Below are 24,227 nucleotides of genomic sequence, written 5' to 3'. Positions count from 1 at the left end.
AGTTGGTCGAAATTAATAGTTCTTGTGCCTTACAGGTTTATAAAAATCAGACAGGAACAGCCTGGTTTGACGCAATGCGTCTCGAAATTGGAGCATCGATCACTTCCAATACGTATGATACGGGTGGAAACTATGTAACTGGTATCAAAGATCCTCTTGGAAATTCGGTTTCTTATAGTTTTGATCAGGTTGGCAATCAGAAAAGTATAACTGATGGGAAAAAACAAATAACATCATTTGATTATGACTCCCGTAATTTATTAACAAAAGTAACCGATGCAAAATTGGGTGTTACTTCTTACGGTTATGACGGAAATGGAAATCGTACGACTGTCACAGATGCAAAAGGGAATTTGACGAAGTATGATTATAACGAGTTTAATCTCGTATCGAAAATCACAAACCCATTAAATCAATTCACACAATTTGAGTACAACAAAAATGGCAAACAAAATAAGCTAGTTTATCCAAAAGGGGACGTCCTCACTAGCACATTTAATGCCCTGAACCGTTTAAACGGCACCTATGTCAACGGAGTAAAGAAATGGGATTACGGTTATGATGCGAATGGGTATCTGACTTCCGTAACGGATGCATCAGGAAAACAAAGCGCATATACCTACGATAATAACAATCGATTGACTAAAGAAACCCAAGGTTCTTTTTCAACGGATTATGGCTATGACTCAAATAGTAATCTCACTTCTGTAAAAGTTACAGCAGGAGCACCGAGTGTTTCAACTGAATTGGCTTATAATAAGTTAAACCAATTAATTGCGATATCAAGAAATGGTTCGAACCGGGCGAAGTTTGTTTACGACGAAAGTGGGAATGTTACTTCTGTCAAACGTGCAAATAATTCCTATACTTCACTACAGTTCGATGATAGTAATCGCCTAAATGAATTAAAAAATTATAAAAACACCGGGGACGTATTGGATTCTTACAAATACAACTATGACCCTAACGGGAACCAGACAAGTATTGTAACAGATAAAGGCACCGTTTCCTATGAGTATGATTCTCTCAACCAGTTAACGAAAGAGACTTTAACGGATGGGACAACCATTGTCTATGAATATGATGCAATTGGAAACCGTACTAAGAAAACTGTCACCAAAGGTACAACTACTACAATAACAGCTTATAAGTATAATGCTGGAAACCAGTTAACTAATGTCGATAGTCAGGCCTATACGTATGATTTAAATGGGAACCTTACCAATGACGGTGATAAAACGTACATTTATAATGAGGAGAACCAGTTGATTGAGGTGAAAGATCAAAGCGGGAGTTCCTTATCGAAGTTTACTTATGATCATGAAGGTAAAAGAACAAGTATGACCACATCTGCTGGAACAACAAACTACTATTATAATGGTGATAAGGTTATTGCTGAGACTGATCTCAGCAATAATATTACTGCAGAATTTTCTTGGGATGATCAAGGTCACCCGATAACTATGGTAAAGGATGGTAAAACGTACTATTATCATTTGAATGGGCATGGGGATGTTACTGCTTTAACAGATGAAAATGGAAATGTAGTTGCCCAATACGAGTACGATGCTTGGGGGAAAATTACTTCTTCAACAGGATCAATGAAGGATACTAACCCTTATCGGTAGGTTGGTTATCATTATGATCAGGAAACAGGGTTATATTATTTATTAGCTAGATATTACAATTCTAATACTGGTGTGTTTTTATCTCCTGACCCAGACCCGGGGAACGAAATTAAACCATTAACTCAAAATGGGTTTAACTATGTAAGTAACAACCCGGTAATGTTATATGATCCTGATGGTAATTATGCAATTCCTGTAGAAGGGGGTACATGTTATACATGTAGAGCGATATCGAAAAAATATAACATTAAACTCAAGGTATATAAACAAATAATGCCGTGGGGTGTTGGTTCTCTTAAAACTCAAGTCATCGGTACAACTTTACCACTTACTAATAAACAGGCAACAGATTTGGCAAAGTATTTAGGTTTTAGATTAGAAAGGGGAGTAAAAGTTCATGGTGAATTAGTTTTTACAAATGGGAAAACATTTATAACTGCTGATAATACATCTCATATAGGTGGAATATGGAAACAAGCCAAATCAATTAAAGATCTAAAAAAAGATAAGCGGATGGGTACGTATGATGCACTTCTAAATTATTTAAAAAAATAGAAAGAGGATAAAATGAAGTTTAAGTGGAGAATAACAAAATATAACCCTAAATACAGAGATCAAAATGGAATATATAATAAAGATGAGTGGACATCGATATATGATATAGGAAGTATTCATGATAATAAAAAACTAACTGTAAAAGAATATTTAGATATTGAGGATAAATATATTTTTGCAATAGAAAACATAGTAAACTGTAATAAAATTCCACATTTGACCGTGTCCGGTCTAGAAAAGTGGGAGGAACAGCTAGAAATAGAAGAATTCCCTGATTTATATAATGCGAATATGTACAATTTATATGAAAATATTTCTGAGGAGAGTTTAGTTCATCAAAAAGATGTTGGAGATTTATCTAGATTGATACTACGTAATAATTTATGGTGTAGGTTAAACCACCCAAGAATGTATCTTCATTTCGGTCATGATTTCTATATGTTTATAGGTTGTGAAATGGAATGTGTAAAATTGAGGAATAATATTCAAAGCAGTGGATTGTTTATTGAGGATTGGATTTCTCCAATAAAAGATGGATGAAAAGTATAATAAATAGTTATTATCAATGATAATTACTTGCATTTAAAAAAACGAATCTCTTCGAACAGATTTATCATTTAGAAGTACGATTTCAGAAGGTCAGCTGCAGGAGAGTTGAACCTAAAAAGAGGATTTGAAATTGCCCTCCTTAGGTAACTACCGTAAGGATTGTCGGGACTATACAGCTGAAGCTCTGGGTAAAATAGTTATCTTTTTGCCCGACTATTTTTCAAATTATTATGGAAAATTCCACGATTTAACATCAATCTTGAACGAGGAATCTAATTATGAATGTGAAAAAATTATTACTACAGTGCCTATCCCTAAAAAAAAGGGATAAAATTAGAATCTTTACTTTCGCCAGTCCTGATCTTAAAATAATTGCTGATGCAAATATTGATATCTCCCTGGGATGACGACTTTTACCGCACATTATTAGCAAATATTTTTTAAATAAATTAAAATCGTCAACTTCCAGAGAAAAATAGCCAGTCGCCTTGGGACTAGGCTAATTATTGAACATATAGAGTGATTCTAACTGTATACGTAAGGAAATCCATATAAGGGGCTGTCTTATGAGTGAATTATTCTTACTTATGGGACAGCCCCCTGTTATTTAATTTTCTTTATCTCCTGATTTAGGTTCAAGAGTTAAAAATCTTCCTAAATTGTTTATATAGGAGATGTTTTACAGCTGCTAGATAATTTAGTTTTAACTAGTCATATAATATACATTATATACGTTTAACCTCCCGAAAAGGTATGGTATACTCGTCATATAATGTTCAATTTTGATTCTATTTCATATCATATTCTAATGATTAAACTCGGCATATAAGTTAAGAGGTGAGAAATGTGATTGAGGAATATATTTCTAAAATAGAAAAAGAAGACAAATCTCCGAAAACCGTTATTTCTTATCGGAATGATATCCATAAATTTTTGGAAGATTTACATATTCAGCCGGATCAATTTGTGACAGCAACCGATGTAAGAAAATGGATCCAGGGCATGTTAAATCCACAAGAAGGAAAACCATTGGCGATTACCACCATTAATCGTCGGTTAAATGCTTTGCGTAGTTTTTATTCCTGGGCAGTTAAACAGAAAAAGCTGCAGCATAACCCGATGGAAGAAATTCAGGATATCAGATCGGCTGATGAAGACTCTGAGAAAATCATGTGGCTGACAGAAGAAGAGTTTGAAGATCTATTGAATCGTGTGAGAAAGTCACCTGTCAAAAGCAGAGGAGTGGATCCCGAAGAAAAGTACCGAAGGGATCGGGCAATTATTTATTTATTGACATACGCTGGTTTGAGGGTAGATGAACTATCAAACTTAAAGTTAACTGATCTTGACTTGGAATTAAGACGTATTCGGATAGTTGGAAAAGGACGGAAGCTTCGGACAGTGCCCATGTCTAATACTTTATGGCAGGAACTTTACGATTGGTTGATGTTTAGGGCGGAAATGTCAAACAAGAAACCCCATGTGGAAGAGTCAAACTATGTTTTTTATAGTCAGCGATCACCCAAATTTACGGTTCGTGGGATCCAGACTATGATTGAAAGTTACAGCTCTCCAAAGAAAAAATTAACCCCCCATATGTTCAGGCATACATTTTGTAAATGGATGTTGAAAGCCACAAACAATGACATTGAAAAGGTGAGAAGACTCGCGGGTCATAGTAATATTTCGACCACTGCAAGATATTTAAAAGATTCCTATAGTGATTTGGCGGATGCTGTGGAAGCGATGCCGAAATTTTAATTTTACTAGAGAACCATTTGGTTATGAATTTGGAATTTTTATTTGTTGCAACACCGAATAATCAATTTTACTTTAGTTATTTTAGGTGCACGTAAGCAGTTTTATATAAATCTATATATAATGGAAGAAAAACGTCAAAGGGGCGAAAGTTTACCGTGTATAATACAACCTGTTTCCTTGGTTTAGATATGTGGTGTGTATCTCGCAACTTGTTTTAAAGTAAGGAAACTACCCCAACAAACAAATGTTGCATTTTTTATCTTCCAGCGGTTTAACATAGCTTTAGTGAAGAGGGGGAAGTGCTTCTTGTGTTTCTCAATATAAAAAATCAAGTGTTGGGGCTAGATAGAGTACATGGGGAAGCTTGAACGCGAGTATATTTTTCTTTATTATTTGACGCAGACATCGAGCTTGTTTGACGTCGCCAATGCAACCTTTTGAAAGATGATTTAGGAAGGAAAGGAAACCATTTGCCCTGGCAAATGGTTTTTTTCGATTAATTAATTCAGTTAATATAAAAAAAGAGGCCTATTTAGATGCACCAACAGTCATCAATAATTTTAATAACTTTACCTTTGCCTCAAATGCCCCAAATTTATTATTCTATATTATAAGCAAGACAGCCTTAAGGCTGAATTTTTTCTTAAGAAATAATTTTAAGAAGAATTCATTCCTAAATAAGTGAACTGTGTTAAAACAAAGTGAACCATAATGTTCGTTTTTATTATTTATTTAATAAGGTTCTTTCCTAGAGCAACAATGATAGTTGTTGTTTTTTGATTTATGAAGGAGAAATGTTAAGAAGCGATAATGTCAATATTAAAAAATGATTGATTGGATTTATGGCATATTGCCGGTGAAAGAGCTATGGAGCCAAGTGCCATTCCCTTGGGTATTTTTCTTTTCAAATAAGGGCCTTTTAAATATATAATTGGGGAAATTTTCTATAAACGATAAGTAAAAATGAGTATAATAAGTTGATAAGCTTGAATTCATGTGATATCAAATTACATTTCAATAATTTAGAATATTTTTCTGCCAATCTGAATAATTATGGATAGATTTACATGTTTAGGGGGGATAGAATGTTACTTGGTGAAGTCCAGAGGAAAATTGAAACATACGATATCGTGCCTGACATTGGGGAACTTCCTGAAAAGAAACCAAAAACAAAAATGGAATTAACAAATAAGAGAACACGGAACTCCACCCGGTTTATCAATCCTGATGGTAGTTTTACAGAGGAAATTTACAATCAGCCAATTTTCTACCAAGATATTAGTGATAAAAAATTGAAAAGGATTGATAATACCCTAAAGAAGAGTCTTCTAGCTCCAGATAAATTTATCAACACTGCGAATGAATTTAAGTCGATATTCGCAGAAGAATCAGATATAAGCAAATTAGTTTCTGTACAAAAGCAAGGATACAATTTAGATATGCTACTAGTTGGGGCGAGAAAAGTTAAATCGGTCATTAATAATGATGAAATCAATTATCCTGATATCCTTCCACAAGTTGATTTATCTTATGTAGTGACAAATGATAAGATAAAAGAATCTCTTATTTTAAAAACACCAACGGGGCAAAGTCAATATTCCTTTGAGCTAAAAATACCAGCAAATTTAACAGAAAGTTTGTTGACGAATGGCAATATCACTATTTCCTCCCAATTTGGAGACCTACTGTGGATTCTCGAAAAGCCTAGAATGATTGATTCGAATGGGATATATTCGGATAATGCCTATTTTAATATTCGTAAAGAGGGCAATCGAACGTTTATTGATATTATCCTTGATACCAGCTATTTAAATAATCCTAGTAGAAGCTACCCTGTCACGATTGACCCTTCCTTTCAATCTACTTTATTAATTCGAGACACGTTTATTTCCAATCGCTATCCCCAATCCTCTTATTCAAGTAGTACGTATATGCATACAGGCATGACTCCATCCTACGGGGTTACTCGTTCTTTAATTCGATTTGCTCTGCCCCCACTGCCTAGTAATAGCCGAATTACAACAGCTACCTTCCAAGCATATCAAACTAACACTGGCGTATCGAATACAACTGTGGATTTGTATCGACTTAATTCATCCTGGGGAGATGCTGTAACTTGGGACACCCAGCCTTTGGCTGCAGCTACAGCAGAATCAAGTTTAGCGCCCAATACTTACAATGCGTTCTGGGTATGGTACATCACAAAATTGACACAAGATTGGTACAATGGGGTCCAATCCAATAATGGACTGATGCTAAGAAATAGGGATGAAAGCACAGCACCTTGGGCGTCCTTTACAACAAAGGAAAATACAGCGGCTTATGTACCAAAACTTTCGATTACGTATGAAGTCGATCCGGTTGGTCTTGAAGATTTTTGGCATCAAACAGAGGAGGGTGTAAATCCAAGCAACGGGAATTTAACCCTTTCAGAAACCGATTTCGTCATTCCTGGTCGTGGAACTCCACTCACGATTGAAAGAACTTACAATAGTCGAAATACCATTGAAAAAGGGTTATTTGGGTATGGATGGTCCAGTAATTTGGATGTCCGGCTCAACTACGCTGCATCGGGTCCTGTCGTCTACACGGACAGTGATGGAACCAGGCACTTCTTTGGAGAAGCAGTCGAAGGTGGTTATATAGCTCAAAGTGGGAGCTATTTAAATTTAACGAGGCAATCAGATGGAATTTTTATTCTAACACTTGAAGATAAAACAACAAACATAACCTTTAATAATAATGGGCGTATACAATCCATTACAGATCTTAATGGCAATGTCACCACGTTTACTTATAGTCTTTCAGGTCAGTTACAAAGCATAAAGGACGCTTCAAATCGGACGATAAGTATTTCCTACGGGAGCAGTGGATATATTTCTACGATCACGGTTGAAACTCGTAGTTACCAATATTTACAGGATGCTAATGGCTATTTGACGTCTTATACAAATGCGAAAAATATCACTAAAAATTATGTATATGACGTGATAGGCAGATTAACTGGCAGGAAAGATGGTCGAAGTATTACAACATCTTTCACCTACGATGCTTCAAGCAGGGTCAGTAAAGTTAGCCGCCCGATTACGATTGAAGGCACAGCTAGTGAGAGTGTTATTACATTTAGTTATGATCCTGTAAATACCTGGAGCACACGATATTCTAACATTAATCAACGAACAGACTATAGCTATGATTCATTGGGCAGGGTCAAGCAAATCATTGAAAACATTACAGACCCTGTTAATAAAAAAACGTCAATATTTAGCTTTAGCGACAATAATGTGGTCGTCCAAGTACTAGACCCAAAAAATCAATCGTACGTATATGAGTACGATGATCAAGGGAATCTAACATCCGAAAAATTACCTGAAAATCAAATGGCGTATTATACATTTGATAATCAAAACAATCTCATAACAGAGCAAGACTTCAATCAGAATAAAGAGGTGCATGATTATGATGTGAGTAATAATGAAACGGAATCGATTGATCCCTATGTTCAATCAGTTTCAAAAAGATACGATTTGGTTGGTAATCTATTATATCAAACGAATCCTATGTCGGTTTCAGATAATCTCTTGCCCAACTCAGGGTTTGAATACGGAGCTTCGTGGCCAGATTATTGGAAGCAAGGGGTTGAATATGGAAAATCCGCACAATTTGCTGGGGCAACGACTGCCAAATTTGGAACTCGTTCCATTAGCATTTCCAATCCAACCGGATGGGCAATTGTCTATCAGACGATCAAATTCAGTGTTCAGGATACGTATGTCTTCAGTGGCTATGTAAAAACCTTGGCTACGACTGGAAAAGCCTATTTAAAGGTGGAATACTTCGGTGCTTCCAACAATTTGCTGGGTCAAATAAACTCCTATGGGCTGACAGGAACGCATGATTGGACCCGTTTGCAGACGATTGTTTCCAATATTCCAACAGCTACGGAAACCATCCGTTTATCAGCCGCATTAGATGCGGGGCAGGGGACGGCTTACTTTGATGCGATTCAATTTGAAATAGGAAATGTGGTAAGTGCTTATAACCTTATTGAAAATTCCAGTTATGAAAAATTTAGCAATCCGACCGATTTGATACCCCAATACTGGTCTACAAGTGGAAATGTTACATCAGCTGATGGCCGTTATCAAAAAACGGATAGTACGGATCCAAGAGTGTATGTTGGCAATAATTCCTTCAAACTCACGGGTGAAAAAGGGAAGAATAAGTATTTGGTTCAGAGGATCCCTATTTCGGGAGATGCCAATACAAAAATGACTTTATCAGGATGGTCCTATCAGGAAGGAGCCGATCCTGCTGGTGGGGACTACGCTTTACAAGTTGGAATTAATTATACTGACGGCACAACCGATTGGAGATTTGCTAATGATTTTAGTAAAACCATGCAGGGGTGGCAGCATCTTTCCGTAGAGGTAGAACCTGCCAAAGATAAAACTTTCCAATCAATTGATGTTTACTTGTTATATTATAACCAAACTGGAGCCGCATGGTTTGATGCGATAAGACTTGAAATAGGTCCATCTCATACCTCCTTTTTTTATGATGCCGGAAAAAACTACCTTACATCAAACGAGGATCCATTAGGAAACACGGTTAATTATTCCTACGATTTTTTTGGGAATCGGACTGTGTTGATTGATGGAAACGGGAATAGAACAACTTATACGTATAATGCAGAGAATGAGCTCACCTCCGTCACGGATGCGAAAGGGTTTATTACTTCCTATCTATATGATGGGGAGGGAAATCTAACCGAGGTAACCAATGCGAAGGGGTTTAAGCAAACGTATCTATTTAACGAGATTAATCAATTATCTAAGTGGACAGATGCGCTTAATCGTTCGACCACTTTTGAAACCGATAAGTTTGGAAATCGAACAAAAGTGCGCAATCCTGATAATACAGCTGTTTCAAGCTCCTATGATATTTCTAATCGTTTAACCTCGCTTTCTTATAATGAGGTCAAACAGTTTGATTTAGAATATGATCTGAATGACAATATCACAAAAGTTACGAAAACAAACGGTCCCATCACCACCTTTACTTATGATTTGAATAACCGTTTAAAATCAGAAACAGAAGGAGTTAACTCGACTAGTTATAGCTATGATGGTAATTCCAATATCAAGGAATTATCGACTCCAGGAGGAAGTCAAACCAGCTTTATTTATAATAAATTAAATTTACTAAGGTCGATTCTAAAAAACAACTCAACCATAGCTAACTATATTTACAGCGAGAATGGGCAAGTGTTATCGATATATTTCACTAACGGTACGTACGCATCATTTGAGTATAATGGAGCAAACCAATTAGTAAGTCTCACTAATTACAACGTCAATGGCATCGTGATGGAACGCTTTTTATACACGTTTGCAACAAATGGAAATATCATGAGTGTCCAAACAACGAAAGGAACGGTGAATTATCAATATGATCAGCTAAATCAATTGACACAAGAGACTTTATTAGATGGAACGACAATTTCCCATGAATACGATTCTGTAGGAAATCGGACGAAAAAAACCGTTACGAAAGGAACTAGTTCCACCATCACGACCTATAGCTTTAATCAAGCAAATCAACTAATATCTGAAAATAATCAGTCATATCTATACGATTTAAGTGGTAACTTGGTGGATAATGGGAAAAGTATATACACTTTTAATGCGGATAATCGTTTGATTGAAGTGAAAGAAAAAGCTACAGGGAACACCGTTACTTTCAGTTACGATTATCAGGGTAGACGCAAAACAATGACCACAACGAGCGGAACAGTCACTTTTCATTATGATCAAGGAAATAATGTTATTTTTGAAACCGATCAATCAGGTGCCGTTCTTGTGGAATACACTTGGGATCATGAAAATCGACCAGTAACGATGATTAAAAATAGTCTGACCTATTACTATCATCTTAATGGACATGGTGATGTGCTTGCACTAACGGATAAGGATGGAAATATTGTGGCATCATATACTTATGATGCATGGGGGAATATCCTGTCTCAATCAGGTACACTGGCTTCATTAAATCCATACAGGTATGCCGGGTACCGGTATGATGAAGTCGCAGGGTTATACTATTTGACTTTTCGTTTCTACGATTCGAAAAATGGAAGATTTATTTCAAGGGATACCTACCGTGGATTAGAATATGAACCAAAAAATAATAATTTGTATTCATATTCTGGTAATAATCCAGTAATGTCTGTAGACCCTAGTGGTCATTTAACAATTAAGCAGTGGTTTCTGAAATATGGTGCCGGAACGGTTGGAGCTATTATTAACATAATTGTTGATTTTGCATTGAATATCTTCTGGTATAAACCTAGTATGTTGCAATGGGGGTTGTTTGCCGCAAAAGCTGTGATTGTTTCCCAAGCAGCAATAGCAGCATCATTTTATGGACCTTGGACAGCGTTAGCAATAACAACAATTGCCGCTTCAATTGCAAAGGGTATAGCAATAGGATTTGAAATATATTCATCCTATATTAAGAAAAAGTCAAAGTCAAAGAAAGAGGTCAAAAAACTTATAGCTAGAAAAACGTTTAATTACTACTTTGTGTAGGAGTAATTTCAATGTTGAAATAGTTTAAGTTTGTGAAAAATATAATGGTGGTGTTTTCTGAAAATGCAAAAATGTGTAACTTGTGGCCATCAATTTACATGGAAAGAAATACAGAGGTCTATTCGTTGGACATATAAACCTCTTGTATGCAAGGAATGTGGAACTAAGCATAATCCTACTATGAAAACAAAAGTAACAATATCTTTTATTGTAGGGATAATACTATTCCCTCTTTTACTCCTTAATCTTCCTTTCTATTTAGAATTAGTTTTAATAATTACGTTCTTTTTAATTGTCATTGCTTTCTTCCCTTATTTCGCTAAATATAGTGCTAACCGAAATGAATAAAATTAGAAAACATGATCAATTGAGTTGCGGCGCCTGACCCAAAGTGGGGAAAAGCTTTAAGCGTTAAAGTCGTGAAAATAATTATTGGGTTAGCATGAGAAATAGCCAAAGATACAAATAGCAAAAATGCGGCCGACATATGGTGCCGCATTTTAATTTCCGTTCCTGTTACCACCTTGTTATGTAGAATTATTACGTCAAAGTTGATAAGGTCAATGCCGTTCGAATGCAGGTCGGTTTTGACTTTATTTTTAGTTCAACGGTCTTGATCTGGAAAATTTATCGAAAAAAGGAATTCAGGAATTATTAGTTCTATTTAAGTTGACTAACGAGGATGTAGCTTCCAATATTTATTCTGAGCAACCTAGACTACATTAAATTTATTTGTGGTGCAATTTATTTGGTAAATCTCGTCTTTATTTGTTTACTAAACATTCTTTCTTCAACAATCAGGCTCAATTATTGAAGACTTAAATCCCAATTTTTCATTTATAACATAAAGAGATTGGGATTTTAACACTGGAATATCCTTAACATTGTAAATCCAATTTTGTTGTCGGTATTAAAATATGGAATTTTAGTAAAGAGAACCAACTAGATTAATTCAGATGGTATTATTAAAAGTACTATTTATATCTCAGTAATTAATAGTGTTCATTTAATCTCTTCTGGACTAAAAGTATTCATTTATTTTTATCTTCTTTTTCCTGAATTTCCTCAATACAAATTTCAAGTATATCCGTGATAATTCCAAATCGTTTCTTATTTCTTTGAATTTGCGATACCATATAGGCAATTGTAGTTACGATAAGCATTATTAATAAGAAATAATCAGAACTCCTCACAAGGGATATTTCAAAACTTTTTTTCAGAACATATTCTCTTAAGACCAATATTACCAATGATGAAAACATTGTCATTAATGCTGTCCAGTAAATTTGATCGGAATTTTCATTGGAAAGTTGTTTATAGTATGCTTTATATAATTTTAAAGTTTCTTTATTTCCACGGGTTAAATTTATAAATGTATTTTTTACTATTTGTAAATTCTCTAAAGTTTTATATTTAACTTTTTGGGAACTAAGAAGATAAATAAGTGACTCATCATGATTTGTTAAATTGTCAAGCCATTGATAAATGCTTATCTTTCTATGTATCCAATTTAACGGAATTTCAACTTTTGAAATCCAAATTAATACTACCCAATACATATAAATAGCTAACAATGTGATAACCCATGTCATAAAAATTTTGGGGCTGTGAAAAAGTTCAAAAAAGAATAAAATCAAACCTGGAATGCCAATTAAGTAAAATATGAATTTAACAATATTTAAAATAATGATTTTCAAAACTCCTCCCCCTCAACAAGGAATGTCGTACAGAGGTGAGAGAAGGCGAGGGATAACTCCCGCCTTCTCGATTAGTACCGATACTTAATGGTGAATATTGGATCATACTGCATCCAATATTGTAAGATCTGCCGATTTACATGATTGTCGTTACTGCGCAGTTCTGGTAATGGGCCACCTTGAGGATTTATTACACTTTGCTCGACTAGTTGTGCATCCCTTGGCAAAATAATGATTAATGACATGGTGAATTGACCTTGATTGACTTGGAAGTTACTGAAGGGGGCAACAAATGTCAATTCATAAAGACCGCTTTCGGGATTTGGTGAAATTTCCTTTTGTAAGAAAAATTTTAATTCCTGGCTTCCTGCTTCTAATTGCATTTTAGTTAATGCAACCCCATTAGCCTTTTCTTTGATTGCTTCCCACTGTGCTTTGTTAGCGGCAATGGACTCCTCAAAAGCCTTTCGATCTTCTTCTCTCATACTAGAAAGCAGTTCAGGATCAATAGGTGAACTAAAATCCTGTCTATTTTCAACTTCATCCATCGTTCTTATATACGCTTTCTGTGGATCTCCTGAGATGCTAGGAAGGACAAGAGTGATTTCTTGAGGCTCAGGATTGGTTAAATGAACAACAGTGTCGATATTTACAAGATCTCCAGTTTTTCCTCCAGCTATTTGTGATGTCCCACTGATTGATACAACCGTATCTTGTTTTAGAATTGCACGTTCAAAAGTACTCATGATTATTCCACCCTTCTTTAAATGATTTTTCTTTGATTTCGAATTACTTTTCTTTTGTTACGCCTTTAAATGGAGTTTTACTACTCGTTTTGACATCCATGATTCTGCCAGTGTCGGAATCTCTTTTTGCATAGTGACCAGAGGGTGTCTCAAATTGAGTTCTGTTTTTAACAGCCCCGACTCGTCCATTTCCTGCTTGTCCATTTTTAGCCATGATTTCACCTTCTTTCGTTAGCGGAGTCTTTTTCTATCGTTAGGTTAACACGTTCTTTATTTTGAAGTCAATCGAAAATGATGAAAAAAGTTAAAAGACGTACACGTTTTATTGATAATCGTACATAAAATTAATATAAACGTGCATAAATTATTGTATAGTGGTAATATTTATATAAAGAAATTTATTGGATAATGAGGAGTGAGTGTGTCTGTGAAAATGCGGACAGAATTAATCAAGATAATTGAAGGCGGCCTTGAAAGGAATCCAGAAAAGGTGAAAAGTTATGCCAAGTTGATTTCTGAAAAACTTCGTGAAACGGGAGAAGAAAAATTCGCTGATAGAATTAACAACCTATTAAATAAAAAAACCATACACCCGGTTTATTTAGATGAGTTTCTATCAAAACCAATGGACAACGATAGTAGACTTCCAATGGTTGATATTGATATTGACACTAAAACCGAGGATGTAGTATTACCACCCATAGTTAAAAATAAAATTGAGGATTATATTCAATCACTAAGTCAAAGGGATAAGTTTTCACAATTAGGTTTAAATCTTCCTGAATCATTATTGCTGTTTGGTCCACCAGGATGTGGTAAGACGACTATTGCGCATTATATCTCTGAAAGAACGGGATTACCCCTTGTAACAGCGAAACTTGATGGATTGATCTCATCATTACTTGGTAGTACGGCAAAAAATATAAGAAAGGTATTTGAATATGCACAGGAACGGCCATGTATTTTGTTTTTGGATGAATTCGATGCCATTGCAAAAGCACGAAACGATTCACAAGAGGTTGGAGAATTAAAAAGAGTGGTAAATAGTTTACTTCAAAATATTGATACGTTTAATGAAAACAATATTCTAATTGCTGCAACAAATCACGAAAAATTACTTGATCCAGCTGTATGGAGAAGATTTACGAATCAAATTGAGGTTCCAAAGCCAACTGAGGATGAGATTCCAGAGTTATTAAAGCTTTATCTAAAATCCGTAAACGTTGAATTTATTGAAGATATAAAAAAAATAAAGACGATATCAGAAATATTAACTGGATTGTCCCCATCTGATATTAAAGCTATATGTTTCAATGGCATTAAACGAAGTATTTTAAAAAATGAAGATTCATTATCATATCCTACTTTCTTATATCAATGTTATATAAGTAATGGATATCACAATGATTTAGATGAATTGATTCTGTTTTTAAATGCAAAAGGTGTTTCACAAATTAATATTTCAAAAACACTTGATATTTCTCAAAGACAAGTGAGAAATATTCTACAAAGAAAGGAGCTATAGAAAAATGGACGAAAGTAAAAAATTGCCGATAAAAATATTTGAGAAGCGTCAGGAGATGGATGAAAGACTGACAGAAGGTGGTGGAAATGATAATAAACCTAAATGGGTGTTACAAGGTGAAGATCTTAAAAATAAAGCAACCATCCTTTCCGATGATTTAGATTTGACACAATCTAAAATTGAAAAGAAATTAAGTAAATATAAAGGAACACCAGCCATTCTAAAAGCCAAAATTAGTGATAACATCATTGCAAAAAGTCACAGGAAAGATCTATCGAAATTTTTTTCACCAAATTCACAGGAAGAGAAACTCATTGGCATTTCAGGAAATCAAGAGTTTTTAATAAAAATAGATAATCCCAAACAGTTAGCCGGAATAAAACAAAATTTGAGTCAATTTGAACGAAATGATAAGGCTATCTCTGGAATTGATTCAATAGAATCTTTTGAACCGATAATAAACCTTAACGATATAAAGCCGCAGAAAAATGGAAAATATACACTCAAAATTAGATTGTTTGATTTTAATAATTTTCAAATAAATAATCATGTAATTAATTTGTTCACTGACATTATGAATAACGAGAAAAATATTCAGTTACAGAAATCAATCAAATACAGTGAAAACTTAATTATCCACCAAGTAGTCACTGACTCTTTAGAGAAAATAGACATATTTAATGATTTTAGTCCTGTTATGTCTATAGAACCGATGCCAATGATAGAAATAGTTGAAGATGATTTTTTTAGTGATAATACCCTTCGTTTTCCGCAGCCAAAAGATGATAAAGAATATCCCATAATTGGTGTTTTAGATTCTGGTATTGCATCAGAATACCCACTAGATGCATGGACGCTAGAAAGGCGGCATTCTAATTATCCTTCCCATATAATTCATCCGGGGCACGGGTCTTTTGTTGCTGGAATTATCAATTTTGGTGATATGTTGGAAGAAAAGGATTATACCGGTGTCAAAGGGTTTAAGTTTTTTGATGCAGCTGTTTTTCCAGATAGAAGATACGAATCTATACCAGAGGCAGAATTAGTTGATAATATTAGGGATGCTGTTGAATCGAACGCAACTGAAATAAAGATTTGGAATCTTTCATTAGGTACAAATGTTGAAATTAAAAATGCTGATTTCTCTGAATTTGGTATAGCGTTAGATAATATTCAAGATGAGTATGATGTATTAATTATAAAGTCAGCTAGTAATTGCTCAAACTTTATAGATGGAAAACCAGTTGGAAGGATAGCAAATGGAGCTGATTCAGTAAGGTCATTAACGATCGGCTCCATTGCACATTCCAAAGAGACGTTAGATATTGCAGATATTAATCATCGGTCACCTTTCAGTAGGATTGGTCCGGGACCAGCCAATATTATAAAACCGGACCTTGTTCATTATGGTGGAAATGCAGGAGTGGAACATGGACAAGCTATTCCAAATGGTGTTACCTCCTTAAATATCAATGGAAGCTTAAAAAAGGCCATAGGGACAAGTTTCTCCACACCCAGGGTGACAGCAATCGCAGCTGATTTAAATCATAAGTTGAAGGAAGAATTTGACCCTGTACTATTAAAAGCCCTTCTTATACATTCTGCAAAATATCCCGTTGAAGTAGATTTACCGATTAACGAAAAAATTAATCAGCTAGGATTTGGGATTCCTAGCAAAGCAGATGAAATTCTTTTTAACAATCAACATGAAATTACACTTGTACTAAGAGATACACTTAATAAAGGGGAATTTATGGAGATTTTGGATTTTCCATTCCCAACATCTCTTGTAAATGAAGAGGGTTATTTTTATGGCCAGATCTTTCTTACACTTGTAAATACTCCGATACTTGCTGAAGGTCAAGGACCTGAATACTGCCAATCAAACCTTGAAGTATATTTTGGAACATATGACGAAAAGAAGGAAAGAGATACCAGGATAAGAACAGTAAGAAATCCTGTAGGTCGGACGGGTAGTCAAAACCTCTTAACTTCAAACAACTATAGTAAGAAAAAAGATTTAGATAAAAAGGAATTCTCTCGTTCAGAAAAAATATTAATTCAGTATGGTGATAAGTTTTACCCTCACAAGAAATACGCGGTGGACATTTCAGATTTAACACAAGGGAATAAAGAAAAGTTTGTAAAATCTCCCAAAAAATGGTACCTGAAAATAGAGGGACTTTATCGTGAATTTATTGAATCACAATCCGAATTCCAAAGATTTGGACTATCACAGGATTTTTGTATGATTCTTACGATTCGGGATCCTTATCGGAATCATAATGTTTATGATGAAGTTACTAATCTATTAGAATCAAATAATTTTATTAATAGGAACATAAGATTAAATACCGAAATTGATATTCGCATTGATGGAAATGAATGAAAATTTTAATTCTTCTCAGTAAGAAGGGATTTACTTTCCTAGAAAGTGTATTTGCAATTAATAAACCTACACGTCTGCCAAAAAGGCGTATGTATTATTAAAAAAGATCCCATTAATAATTAGCTTAAAACAACACTGTTTCTCATTGTAGAACAGTGTTTTCTTTTCTTTTTTGTGGGAATTGCAGCGAGATATCAATTGAACATCCCCCTTCAGTTCAGACTGACAGAAAAGGCCTGATTTAACTAAGTTCGACTGTGTATAGCGAATTGTACTGAATATGTTTTATAGCTAATTAAAAAAGAAAATTAAATTGTATTTTTTAAGAAAAAATGACTTAAGGAAGTAACTCTTGATCTTAAATGGTTAAGAAGAGGATTTATTGTTGTTATAGTTTTAGGTGGAATATTGCTATTCCTTCATAAAGTTTATTAGCATCCGTACGGGTGCTTTTTTATATGCCATAAGAGAATGGAAAGAAAGTGGTAATAGAAAAGTGATTTGCAAGGTTGCTTCGGAAGTATATAGATTCAAGACAGTAAATGAAATGCATTTGATTGCAGAGAAATTTTTAAACTGAAACAAAAAGAGATCGAATGGCTGCAAACAGATTATGTATTTTATATTTCGTAAATTTATTTATAAAGCATTAGGGTAAAATTTCCAATTTAGGTAAATATGGGTATAAGTAACCGTTTTTATTAAGTTCAAAGGAAAAAAGAGAGAAATAGAGAATTAGTAATATAGAGGAGGAGGGTTTATATGAAAAAGATTTTTGCTTTATTATTTTCTGTCAGTTTAATGTTAGGTTTATTTACATTTGAGGATCAAGCTTCAGCTTCTGAAACTGCTAGGGATGATTATACTTTTGGGATAATTGAGTTGAAATTACTTGCCTATTTAGGGTCACAAGGTCTTAATAATGAGATTGGTTCACCAGAATTTAATAATTATGTTATGAATCAATTGGATAGTGATGCAGATCAAGTGTTAGCTAACCGAAGCGATTATAATCTTATTTGTGCGTACTTAGCTGAATACGCGTATAGATTGTCTGTATATGAATCAGATGAGAATAATTTTGGTGTACCTTTTAATATGGAATCAGTAAATAGTTCAACATTAGGGGAAATAAAAAACGAAATACAAGCACAAGAGTCTCCAGTTCTAGAAAGTGGAAGCATAGGGACAATGGCCACGGGAACCATTAACTTGGCAAATGCAAGAGCCTACGCAGAGAGGTATTATTCTAGTTACAATCGGTATTATCCTGCCTATTCAAATGATTGTACAAATTTTGTATCTCAAATATTACTTAATAGCGGGAAAAATATGGTTATGTCTACTTCTACTGCACCTTTGATTTCTGATAATTATTATTGGTATATTCGTAGCTTGCCAAATTATGCATGGAGCCGAAGTGCCTCTTGGACTGTGGTTACCGATTTGTACTCCCATTTAGTTAGAACACAGAGCTCTTACTCAAGTACAAGTAAAACAAATATAATCAATAATGCAAAATCAGGAGATGTAATTCAGTTTAAGAAAGCTGGGGCTGATCGGTATTCTCACACAATGTGGATTTACGAAAAACAAAGTAGTAACCTTCTACTTTCTGGACATACAAATGATTACCTGAAAAGAAGTTTCAATGCTATAACATCCTATTCAACATATAGAATAATAAAGATGTAGTAGGAAGGAGAATTAAAATTAATAAGAAAATATTAGCCGGATTAATTGTCCTGATTATTATTCTGTTTTCTTCAATAACGATATTCTCTTTTGAAAAATCAAAAAAATTTATGGGCTTTCCGGTTCCTAAATCCGCTGAGTTACTTAAGGAAAAGGATGAGTTCGAAGCATATAAATGGTCTCCAGCATCAGAAGAAAATGGAATTCCTTTAAGATATCGTATAGTAATAAACTTAAATGGTTGGAAAAAAAAGGAGCAAGAGGGTAGTTTAACGGTTTATGAAAAAAACAATCAAGAAGTAGATGTGATCTCACAGACAGATTATTTATCTATTGGTTTAAGTCAAACTCCTAAAAAATAACCAAGATTTCTATAAATTACATAAACCCCCGAGTTTAGATTCAGGGGTTATTATTTTAGTTTAATAGTGGATTGTCATTTAAATTATTTGTTAAATGAAACAAGTTTACGAAAAAGATTTACTTCTTAACTTGAAGAAGTCACTTAAATCATTAACCCAATCATATATTCGGGGCACCAAAAGCCTGATAGTTAATAGTTGAGAAATTTATAGTTCGGTACAGCGTCTTTCATAAATGAAGGGCGCTTTTTAATATGGCATACGAGAAGGCGATGTTGTGAAGTTTGCTGATCAATTATCGGATAAACATAAACAGCTAGAGCAAATGAAGTCACCTAAGATGAAACAATCACTTCCAGGATTAAAAGCTGGTGGTAAAACAGGAAAGCCGATGAGTCGTAGGGACTGGGAAGATATCATGGGTACTAGGCGAGACACTTATGAGAGAAGGAATGGAGCTGTGAGAAGGAAATGAACCATAACTTAGATGGTAAATGCCAGTCATGTTTGTTCTACAGATTATGTAATGTAGCTGATCTTCTTCACTGTAATGGGGATTGGTATTATATGAAAGAAGGAGGTTGTAATGATGGCACTAGCAACAATCAAAGTAGTAGCGACTCAATTAGAAATGATTAAACAAATCTTTCAAGTGATTAAAGATATTACCTTAGATGAACGGGTACCTGCTGCAGTAAGAGAAGAGATAATGGATAAGGTTAATACTATCATTGAGTCTGATGATGAATGTTAAAGAGCTGCAAGTATTGTGTGGTATTCATGATAGTAAGTATCAATGCCTAAGGAAGCAAAAGCGAATCAAGGAACCTACTTATATAGATAAGTTTAGATGGTCCAGACGGTGGGCTACTAAGTGTAAGCAGATCAATGAGCGTGATAATTATCTGTGTCAGGTCTGTTTAAGAGAGCTGCATAACACTCAATTAAAATATAGCTTTACGAACATCGAGGTCTACCATATTATTCCCATTGTTGTGGACTGGGACAAGAGGCTGGATGATGACAACCTCATCTGCCTCTGTAGCTCACATCACAAGATGGCCGAGTGTGGAGAGATAGACAAGACTGAGCTAATCTAAATTGTGTCTGAAATATACACAATTCATTCAAGTACCCCCAGTTTGAAAAATTAATTTTTTTAATATCTTGGATACTACGCATCAAAAATCACGCAAAAAAAATTCCCGAAATGGAAATTAGAGGTGGTGAGGAAAGTGGCAAGACCAAGCAAAAACGTAAGAGTTATTAGTGAAAATTTAACAAAAGAAGAAATTCAGGTTCGAAAAGAAACCGAAGAGAAGCTTAAAGGTGCAGCCGATAAGCACCCTCCTAAAGATCCTTCAACATTTTTATGGATTTCGGCATGAAACCCATTCCATTCCCTCATACCATAATTTTTATGATCTTTATTCATTAAAAATTCTCCTTCTTCTACATACCTTAGAAACGTTTGTTCCTGTTATTCAAGGAGTATGTTACAAAACCTTTGATATTCCTTTATCCCTGTACAGTTTTTTCTGTCATGCAGCCTTAAGGCTGCGGTTTTTCTTCAGAAATAAGAACTTTATCATCGTAAGTTAACGGTAAACAGACGACTTTGGGTGGCAGCACTACGGTCTGATCAGAAAGGAAAATGCACCCTTTCTGTCATTCCGTACGTGTCGCTTCAGCATTAAATGGACCGATAACCACGGACTGTACGGCTCACGCCTACATTCCGTAGGTTCCTGTTCCATTTACGGCTAACGCCGCCATACCGAACGAGCCGAAAACCGTAAAGTCAAAAGATTGAAAGACAAAAGGAGAGCAGCCGAAACGGCTGCTTTTTATTGTTTATTTTTCCCTTTTGCCTTCCGAATCGTAAAACAGTGCAGGCCTTCTAACCTTCCAGCCGGTAGGACACCCGAACCTTCCCGGCTAGAAGCTAAGAAGGCAAGTCAATCGGTCAAGGGGCAAAAACTTTTTTACTTAAGGGCGCTTCGCAACAGTAAAAAACTTTTTGTGCTAAGAACGCCCTTGACCCATTGCCTATGCGTGTTTTTCGTTCTACTTGCAAAAGGGGAAAAATAATCCCCCTTTGGGGAACACACTCGCTTCGCAAGGCAAAAGAAAAAATGGAAAATAAAAAAACAAAAAACAAAGGAGTTTTGAAAAATGGAATTAACGTCAATTTTCCCGAAAGCGTCAATTTCGTATTGGCATCGCCTGACACGTTGATACGCTGTTTGATGTATTTATCCTTACCAGTTTCTCCGGTCATTTGGAAGGACGATTTGCCAGTTTAAACGTTGTCATCACCTTGATTAACGTTTTGAACGATTTTGTCATTGGCAGATAGATTGCCGCTAGTATCCCAGTTTTCAGGCATACTTGGTGTAGTAGAATCCGTTCTTTCATAACTTGAGTTATCAACCAAGTTATAGGCAGATAGAGTCGTCCCTTTTTCTAACTGAACCCTGTCAAAATAAGCGGTTCCGGAACCAGCATTCAAACCGACTGAAATACGGATCGTATCTGTAGAACTTGGTACATCCGTAACTACAGCTTGAACTCTTGTCCAGTCATGAGTACCCTTCAAACCAAATGAATAGGATGTAGGTTTAATTGGACTTCCTTGAGTATCCAGGTATTCAATTTTCATTAAAGCAGAGCCGGTCGTGTTTTCAGTTTTTATATAGGCACTCTCAATGAATTGCTCGCCAGCCGTATATTTAATCTGCTTGGAACTAACAATCGCCCAACCGGTTGGATTGGAAATGCTAACCGACTTATTGCCAAACTTCTTCGTAGTAGACCAACCAAAAGTGGCAGTTGTTTGGTCCTGCATATACTTAGTCCATCCATCTGGCCAGTTATCGTTAGTCTTATCCAGCTCAAAGCTCGAGTTGGCCAACAGATTATCAGCCGCCGACATTGGATGGGTATCGTACTGAAGATTTCCTTTCGAATCATACCGGGTGGCAGTTGTTTGAACGTTTGGATCTGTCGCTTCCGTTTGATTGTTTTTTTCATCAAAATCATTAGTGCTTACATTTTGCTTAAAATCTGTTTCTTTTGTTAAATTATTTTGGCTGTCATATTCATATGTTGCCTTCTGGTTTTCTGGGAGTTGTTCCGCTGTTACATTCCCATTTCCATCATAGGTATAGATATAACCCTTGGCTAGCTCTGGATGGGCCTTAAAATTTCCACAGGTATTATTAGAGTTTTTACTTAAATTGGCATCAATGACAGTCGTTAAATCATTATTATCGTTATAACAATACTGTGTAATGGCTTTATTCGCTGCATCCAGTGGGTTTTCCGTGACTTTGACCACATTTCCATTAGAATTTGTCGCATAGTCTATGCGTTTGCCTTCACCGTCAGGTATTGATAACATGCGGAGTAATCCGACCGTGGTTTTAGGGGTCATTGGAGCTGGAGGTTGTTTTGAGATACGTGGGACTGGTACCGTTTCAATTGTCATAGAACGGACAATGAAATTTTGTGTAGTAACCATCGAGATTGAAGCAGTAGAAAATGTAATGTTCTATGGTGGAAGGGTAACCGTTGAAGCAGAATATGAAAAGACCTATAATCCTGAACTTGCTAAGAAATTAGACTTAGAAGTTTAACAGCTGTTAAAACAAGATTAATATAAAGGTTGTTTTCATAAATAAGATTATTATAAATTAATGGGCAGATCATTAAAGTTGAAATTTTGTGTAATATTACACTTAAACATTGAACATTCATGATTTATTTAACGATTTATCCCTTCTATGAGCGGATTTTAGTGTTTAATGAGCGAATATTGGATCTCAATGAGCGAATTTAGGGCTTTAATGAGCGAATCTCGTGTTTCAATGGGCGAATTTATGAAGCATTAATCTTTTAAAAAGGAGTGTATAAAAAACAACGAAGCTTTTCTCCAATTAGGAGTAGGTCTTCGTTGTTTTTTGGTGAAAAGCTTTTCTCCAATCAAAATACATCCTCTCACAACATCCGCACAAAATCATTTATGTTCATTATCGATACAAAACAATAATTTGATTTGCTATATATTCAGAGCTAAAATGAACCCCATCTTTGAGCCACCACATGATGATCCCAAGTATGGAGGATGCAAGTATATCCCTTGATAGAGATATTTCCGTAGTATCAGTAACTTCTCTTTCACGTTGTATTGAAATCGAGTCCTTTAATATCATATGTAATTTTTTTTTGAAGCCGGGGTGCTCAAAAAGAACTGCTAAAATTTTTCGATGCTTATAAAAGTAATCTAAAAACGTAATTAATTGTTCTTGATTATTTAAAGTATCAATTTGTAAAATTGGTGACAATTCCAACAACAGGTCGTCGAAAATATCGTAAACCAACTGCTTTAACAAATCATTAATATCTAAAAAATGTAAATAAAAAGTTGCTCGATTCAGCTCGGCACGTTGGGTAATTTTTTGTACTGTAAGTTTCGAAATATCCGGGTTCTCAATCAATATTTTTACGACAGCTTCCTTCATCATTTGCTTAGAGCGAACGGCGCGTGGGTCCTGCTTTTTTTGTGTGATCAAATTTATTCTCCTTTATCTATTAAACTTGACTTTAATTACACATTTTTAAAATATGTTGTTTAATTAACACATCTTTAAAAATTGTAAATAGGCAGCAATAAAATATAATGTTATTCTTTATTTTATTGACACGGTGTTAAAAAGGCAACAAGAGAG

At 35.0% G+C, this 24,227-nt stretch carries 21 protein-coding genes and 1 pseudogene; 16 read left to right on the top strand and 6 right to left on the bottom strand.

Annotation, left to right across the window (positions count from 1 at the left end; all coding sequences use genetic code 11):
- Nucleotides 1-2 precede the first annotated feature (2 nt).
- The 7 genes and pseudogenes from RCG22_RS06895 to RCG22_RS25420 all read left to right on the top strand — a co-directional run bounded on the left by RCG22_RS06895 (nucleotide 3) and on the right by RCG22_RS25420 (nucleotide 11,431).
- Entirely contained in the window at nucleotides 3-1,628 is a 1,626-nt protein-coding gene (locus tag RCG22_RS06895) for a hypothetical protein (protein ID WP_308106305.1), read from the top strand.
- Between the two features lie 15 nt (nucleotides 1,629-1,643).
- A pseudogene (locus RCG22_RS06890) lies at nucleotides 1,644-1,796 on the top strand (RHS repeat-associated core domain-containing protein); the annotation flags it as partial.
- Nucleotides 1,788-2,183, top strand: a complete 396-nt coding sequence (locus RCG22_RS06885; protein ID WP_308106304.1) for a toxin C-terminal domain-containing protein — start codon at nucleotides 1,788-1,790, stop codon at nucleotides 2,181-2,183. The pseudogene RCG22_RS06890 and the gene RCG22_RS06885, both read left to right, overlap by 9 nt.
- A 12-nt stretch (nucleotides 2,184-2,195) precedes the next feature.
- Nucleotides 2,196-2,723, top strand: coding sequence for a hypothetical protein (locus RCG22_RS06880; protein WP_308106303.1), 528 nt, complete (start codon nucleotides 2,196-2,198; stop codon nucleotides 2,721-2,723).
- Nucleotides 2,724-3,578: 855 nt separating this feature from the next.
- Nucleotides 3,579-4,493: a tyrosine-type recombinase/integrase gene (locus RCG22_RS06875; RefSeq protein ID WP_308106302.1), complete on the top strand. Its 915-nt coding sequence runs from the start codon at nucleotides 3,579-3,581 to the stop codon at nucleotides 4,491-4,493.
- A gap of 1,085 nt (nucleotides 4,494-5,578) precedes the next feature.
- A complete protein-coding gene (locus tag RCG22_RS06870) occupies nucleotides 5,579-11,083 on the top strand; it encodes a DNRLRE domain-containing protein (RefSeq protein WP_308106301.1) in 5,505 nt (1,834 codons plus the stop codon).
- 63 nt (nucleotides 11,084-11,146) lie between these two features.
- The gene (locus RCG22_RS25420) at nucleotides 11,147-11,431 is read left to right on the top strand and encodes a TIGR04104 family putative zinc finger protein (RefSeq protein WP_374049430.1); all 285 of its coding nucleotides are present in this window, start codon (nucleotides 11,147-11,149) and stop codon (nucleotides 11,429-11,431) included.
- A gap of 683 nt (nucleotides 11,432-12,114) precedes the next feature.
- On the opposite strand, the gene RCG22_RS06865 is transcribed toward RCG22_RS25420, so the two are convergent.
- The 3 genes from RCG22_RS06865 to RCG22_RS06855 form a co-directional block, all read right to left on the bottom strand.
- Nucleotides 12,115-12,780 carry a hypothetical protein gene (locus RCG22_RS06865; protein ID WP_308106300.1) on the bottom strand — a complete coding sequence of 222 codons (666 nt, stop codon included), beginning with the start codon at nucleotides 12,778-12,780 and terminating at the stop codon, nucleotides 12,115-12,117.
- A gap of 71 nt (nucleotides 12,781-12,851) precedes the next feature.
- Nucleotides 12,852-13,526, bottom strand: a complete 675-nt coding sequence (locus RCG22_RS06860) for a hypothetical protein (RefSeq protein ID WP_308106299.1) — start codon at nucleotides 13,524-13,526, stop codon at nucleotides 12,852-12,854.
- Nucleotides 13,527-13,569: 43 nt separating this feature from the next.
- On the bottom strand, nucleotides 13,570-13,740 hold the full coding sequence (locus RCG22_RS06855) for a hypothetical protein (RefSeq protein ID WP_308106298.1): 171 nt from the start codon (nucleotides 13,738-13,740) through the stop codon (nucleotides 13,570-13,572).
- Nucleotides 13,741-13,959: 219 nt separating this feature from the next.
- Here RCG22_RS06855 and RCG22_RS06850 point away from each other — a divergent pair, with 219 nt between their 5' ends.
- From RCG22_RS06850 to RCG22_RS06815, 8 genes are all read left to right on the top strand, one after another.
- Complete coding sequence (locus RCG22_RS06850) at nucleotides 13,960-15,051, top strand: AAA family ATPase (protein WP_308107108.1); 1,092 nt, start codon at nucleotides 13,960-13,962, stop codon at nucleotides 15,049-15,051.
- 4 nt (nucleotides 15,052-15,055) lie between these two features.
- The gene (locus RCG22_RS06845; RefSeq protein ID WP_308106297.1) at nucleotides 15,056-17,440 is read left to right on the top strand and encodes a S8 family peptidase; all 2,385 of its coding nucleotides are present in this window, start codon (nucleotides 15,056-15,058) and stop codon (nucleotides 17,438-17,440) included.
- Between the two features lie 762 nt (nucleotides 17,441-18,202).
- Nucleotides 18,203-19,135: an amidase domain-containing protein gene (locus tag RCG22_RS06840; RefSeq protein WP_308106296.1), complete on the top strand. Its 933-nt coding sequence runs from the start codon at nucleotides 18,203-18,205 to the stop codon at nucleotides 19,133-19,135.
- A 110-nt stretch (nucleotides 19,136-19,245) separates the two neighbouring features.
- Nucleotides 19,246-19,497 (top strand): hypothetical protein, encoded by a 252-nt coding sequence (locus RCG22_RS06835; protein ID WP_308106295.1) that lies wholly within the window; start codon nucleotides 19,246-19,248, stop codon nucleotides 19,495-19,497.
- A 277-nt stretch (nucleotides 19,498-19,774) separates the two neighbouring features.
- The gene (locus RCG22_RS06830) at nucleotides 19,775-19,972 is read left to right on the top strand and encodes a hypothetical protein (protein ID WP_308107258.1); all 198 of its coding nucleotides are present in this window, start codon (nucleotides 19,775-19,777) and stop codon (nucleotides 19,970-19,972) included.
- A gap of 111 nt (nucleotides 19,973-20,083) precedes the next feature.
- Nucleotides 20,084-20,251, top strand: a complete 168-nt coding sequence (locus RCG22_RS06825) for a hypothetical protein (RefSeq protein WP_308106294.1) — start codon at nucleotides 20,084-20,086, stop codon at nucleotides 20,249-20,251.
- Nucleotides 20,238-20,597, top strand: coding sequence for an HNH endonuclease (locus RCG22_RS06820; RefSeq protein ID WP_308106293.1), 360 nt, complete (start codon nucleotides 20,238-20,240; stop codon nucleotides 20,595-20,597). The genes RCG22_RS06825 and RCG22_RS06820 overlap by 14 nt, the downstream gene beginning before the upstream one ends.
- Nucleotides 20,598-20,732: 135 nt before the next feature.
- Complete coding sequence (locus RCG22_RS06815) at nucleotides 20,733-20,885, top strand: hypothetical protein (protein WP_308106292.1); 153 nt, start codon at nucleotides 20,733-20,735, stop codon at nucleotides 20,883-20,885.
- A gap of 578 nt (nucleotides 20,886-21,463) precedes the next feature.
- Here the strand turns inward: RCG22_RS06815 and RCG22_RS06810 are convergent.
- The gene (locus RCG22_RS06810; RefSeq protein WP_308106291.1) at nucleotides 21,464-21,778 is read right to left on the bottom strand and encodes a hypothetical protein; all 315 of its coding nucleotides are present in this window, start codon (nucleotides 21,776-21,778) and stop codon (nucleotides 21,464-21,466) included.
- Between the two features lie 21 nt (nucleotides 21,779-21,799).
- The gene (locus tag RCG22_RS06805; RefSeq protein ID WP_308106290.1) at nucleotides 21,800-22,900 is read right to left on the bottom strand and encodes an RHS repeat domain-containing protein; all 1,101 of its coding nucleotides are present in this window, start codon (nucleotides 22,898-22,900) and stop codon (nucleotides 21,800-21,802) included.
- Between RCG22_RS06805 and RCG22_RS06800 the strand changes: the two genes are divergently transcribed.
- A complete protein-coding gene (locus tag RCG22_RS06800) occupies nucleotides 22,899-23,135 on the top strand; it encodes a PNPOx family protein (RefSeq protein ID WP_308106289.1) in 237 nt (78 codons plus the stop codon). The genes RCG22_RS06805 and RCG22_RS06800 overlap by 2 nt on opposite strands.
- Before the next feature lie 393 nt (nucleotides 23,136-23,528).
- Here RCG22_RS06800 and RCG22_RS06795 read toward each other — a convergent pair whose 3' ends face one another.
- Nucleotides 23,529-24,071 (bottom strand): TetR/AcrR family transcriptional regulator, encoded by a 543-nt coding sequence (locus tag RCG22_RS06795; RefSeq protein WP_308106288.1) that lies wholly within the window; start codon nucleotides 24,069-24,071, stop codon nucleotides 23,529-23,531.
- Nucleotides 24,072-24,227: the final 156 nt, after the last annotated feature.

Origin of the sequence: Neobacillus nitrireducens, assembly GCF_030915405.1 — a bacterium.
GTDB lineage: Bacteria > Bacillota > Bacilli > Bacillales > Cytobacillaceae > Neobacillus.
Note: the sequence above shows the minus strand (reverse complement) of the source record. Positions and strands in the feature narration are given on the sequence as shown.

Coding starts and splice junctions, on each gene's coding strand:
- RCG22_RS06885 (WP_308106304.1), top strand. CDS start 1,788: ATGTTATATGATCCTGATGGTAATTATGCAATTCCTGTAGAAGGGGGT.
- RCG22_RS06880 (WP_308106303.1), top strand. CDS start 2,196: ATGAAGTTTAAGTGGAGAATAACAAAATATAACCCTAAATACAGAGAT.
- RCG22_RS06870 (WP_308106301.1), top strand. CDS start 5,579: ATGTTACTTGGTGAAGTCCAGAGGAAAATTGAAACATACGATATCGTG.
- RCG22_RS25420 (WP_374049430.1), top strand. CDS start 11,147: ATGCAAAAATGTGTAACTTGTGGCCATCAATTTACATGGAAAGAAATA.
- RCG22_RS06860 (WP_308106299.1), bottom strand. CDS start 13,526: ATGAGTACTTTTGAACGTGCAATTCTAAAACAAGATACGGTTGTATCA.
- RCG22_RS06855 (WP_308106298.1), bottom strand. CDS start 13,740: ATGGCTAAAAATGGACAAGCAGGAAATGGACGAGTCGGGGCTGTTAAA.
- RCG22_RS06850 (WP_308107108.1), top strand. CDS start 13,960: ATGCGGACAGAATTAATCAAGATAATTGAAGGCGGCCTTGAAAGGAAT.
- RCG22_RS06845 (WP_308106297.1), top strand. CDS start 15,056: ATGGACGAAAGTAAAAAATTGCCGATAAAAATATTTGAGAAGCGTCAG.
- RCG22_RS06840 (WP_308106296.1), top strand. CDS start 18,203: ATGAAAAAGATTTTTGCTTTATTATTTTCTGTCAGTTTAATGTTAGGT.
- RCG22_RS06835 (WP_308106295.1), top strand. CDS start 19,246: ATGGGCTTTCCGGTTCCTAAATCCGCTGAGTTACTTAAGGAAAAGGAT.
- RCG22_RS06825 (WP_308106294.1), top strand. CDS start 20,084: ATGATGGCACTAGCAACAATCAAAGTAGTAGCGACTCAATTAGAAATG.
- RCG22_RS06820 (WP_308106293.1), top strand. CDS start 20,238: ATGATGAATGTTAAAGAGCTGCAAGTATTGTGTGGTATTCATGATAGT.
- RCG22_RS06810 (WP_308106291.1), bottom strand. CDS start 21,778: ATGACCGGAGAAACTGGTAAGGATAAATACATCAAACAGCGTATCAAC.
- RCG22_RS06800 (WP_308106289.1), top strand. CDS start 22,899: ATGCGGAGTAATCCGACCGTGGTTTTAGGGGTCATTGGAGCTGGAGGT.
- RCG22_RS06805 (WP_308106290.1), bottom strand. CDS start 22,900: ATGTTATCAATACCTGACGGTGAAGGCAAACGCATAGACTATGCGACA.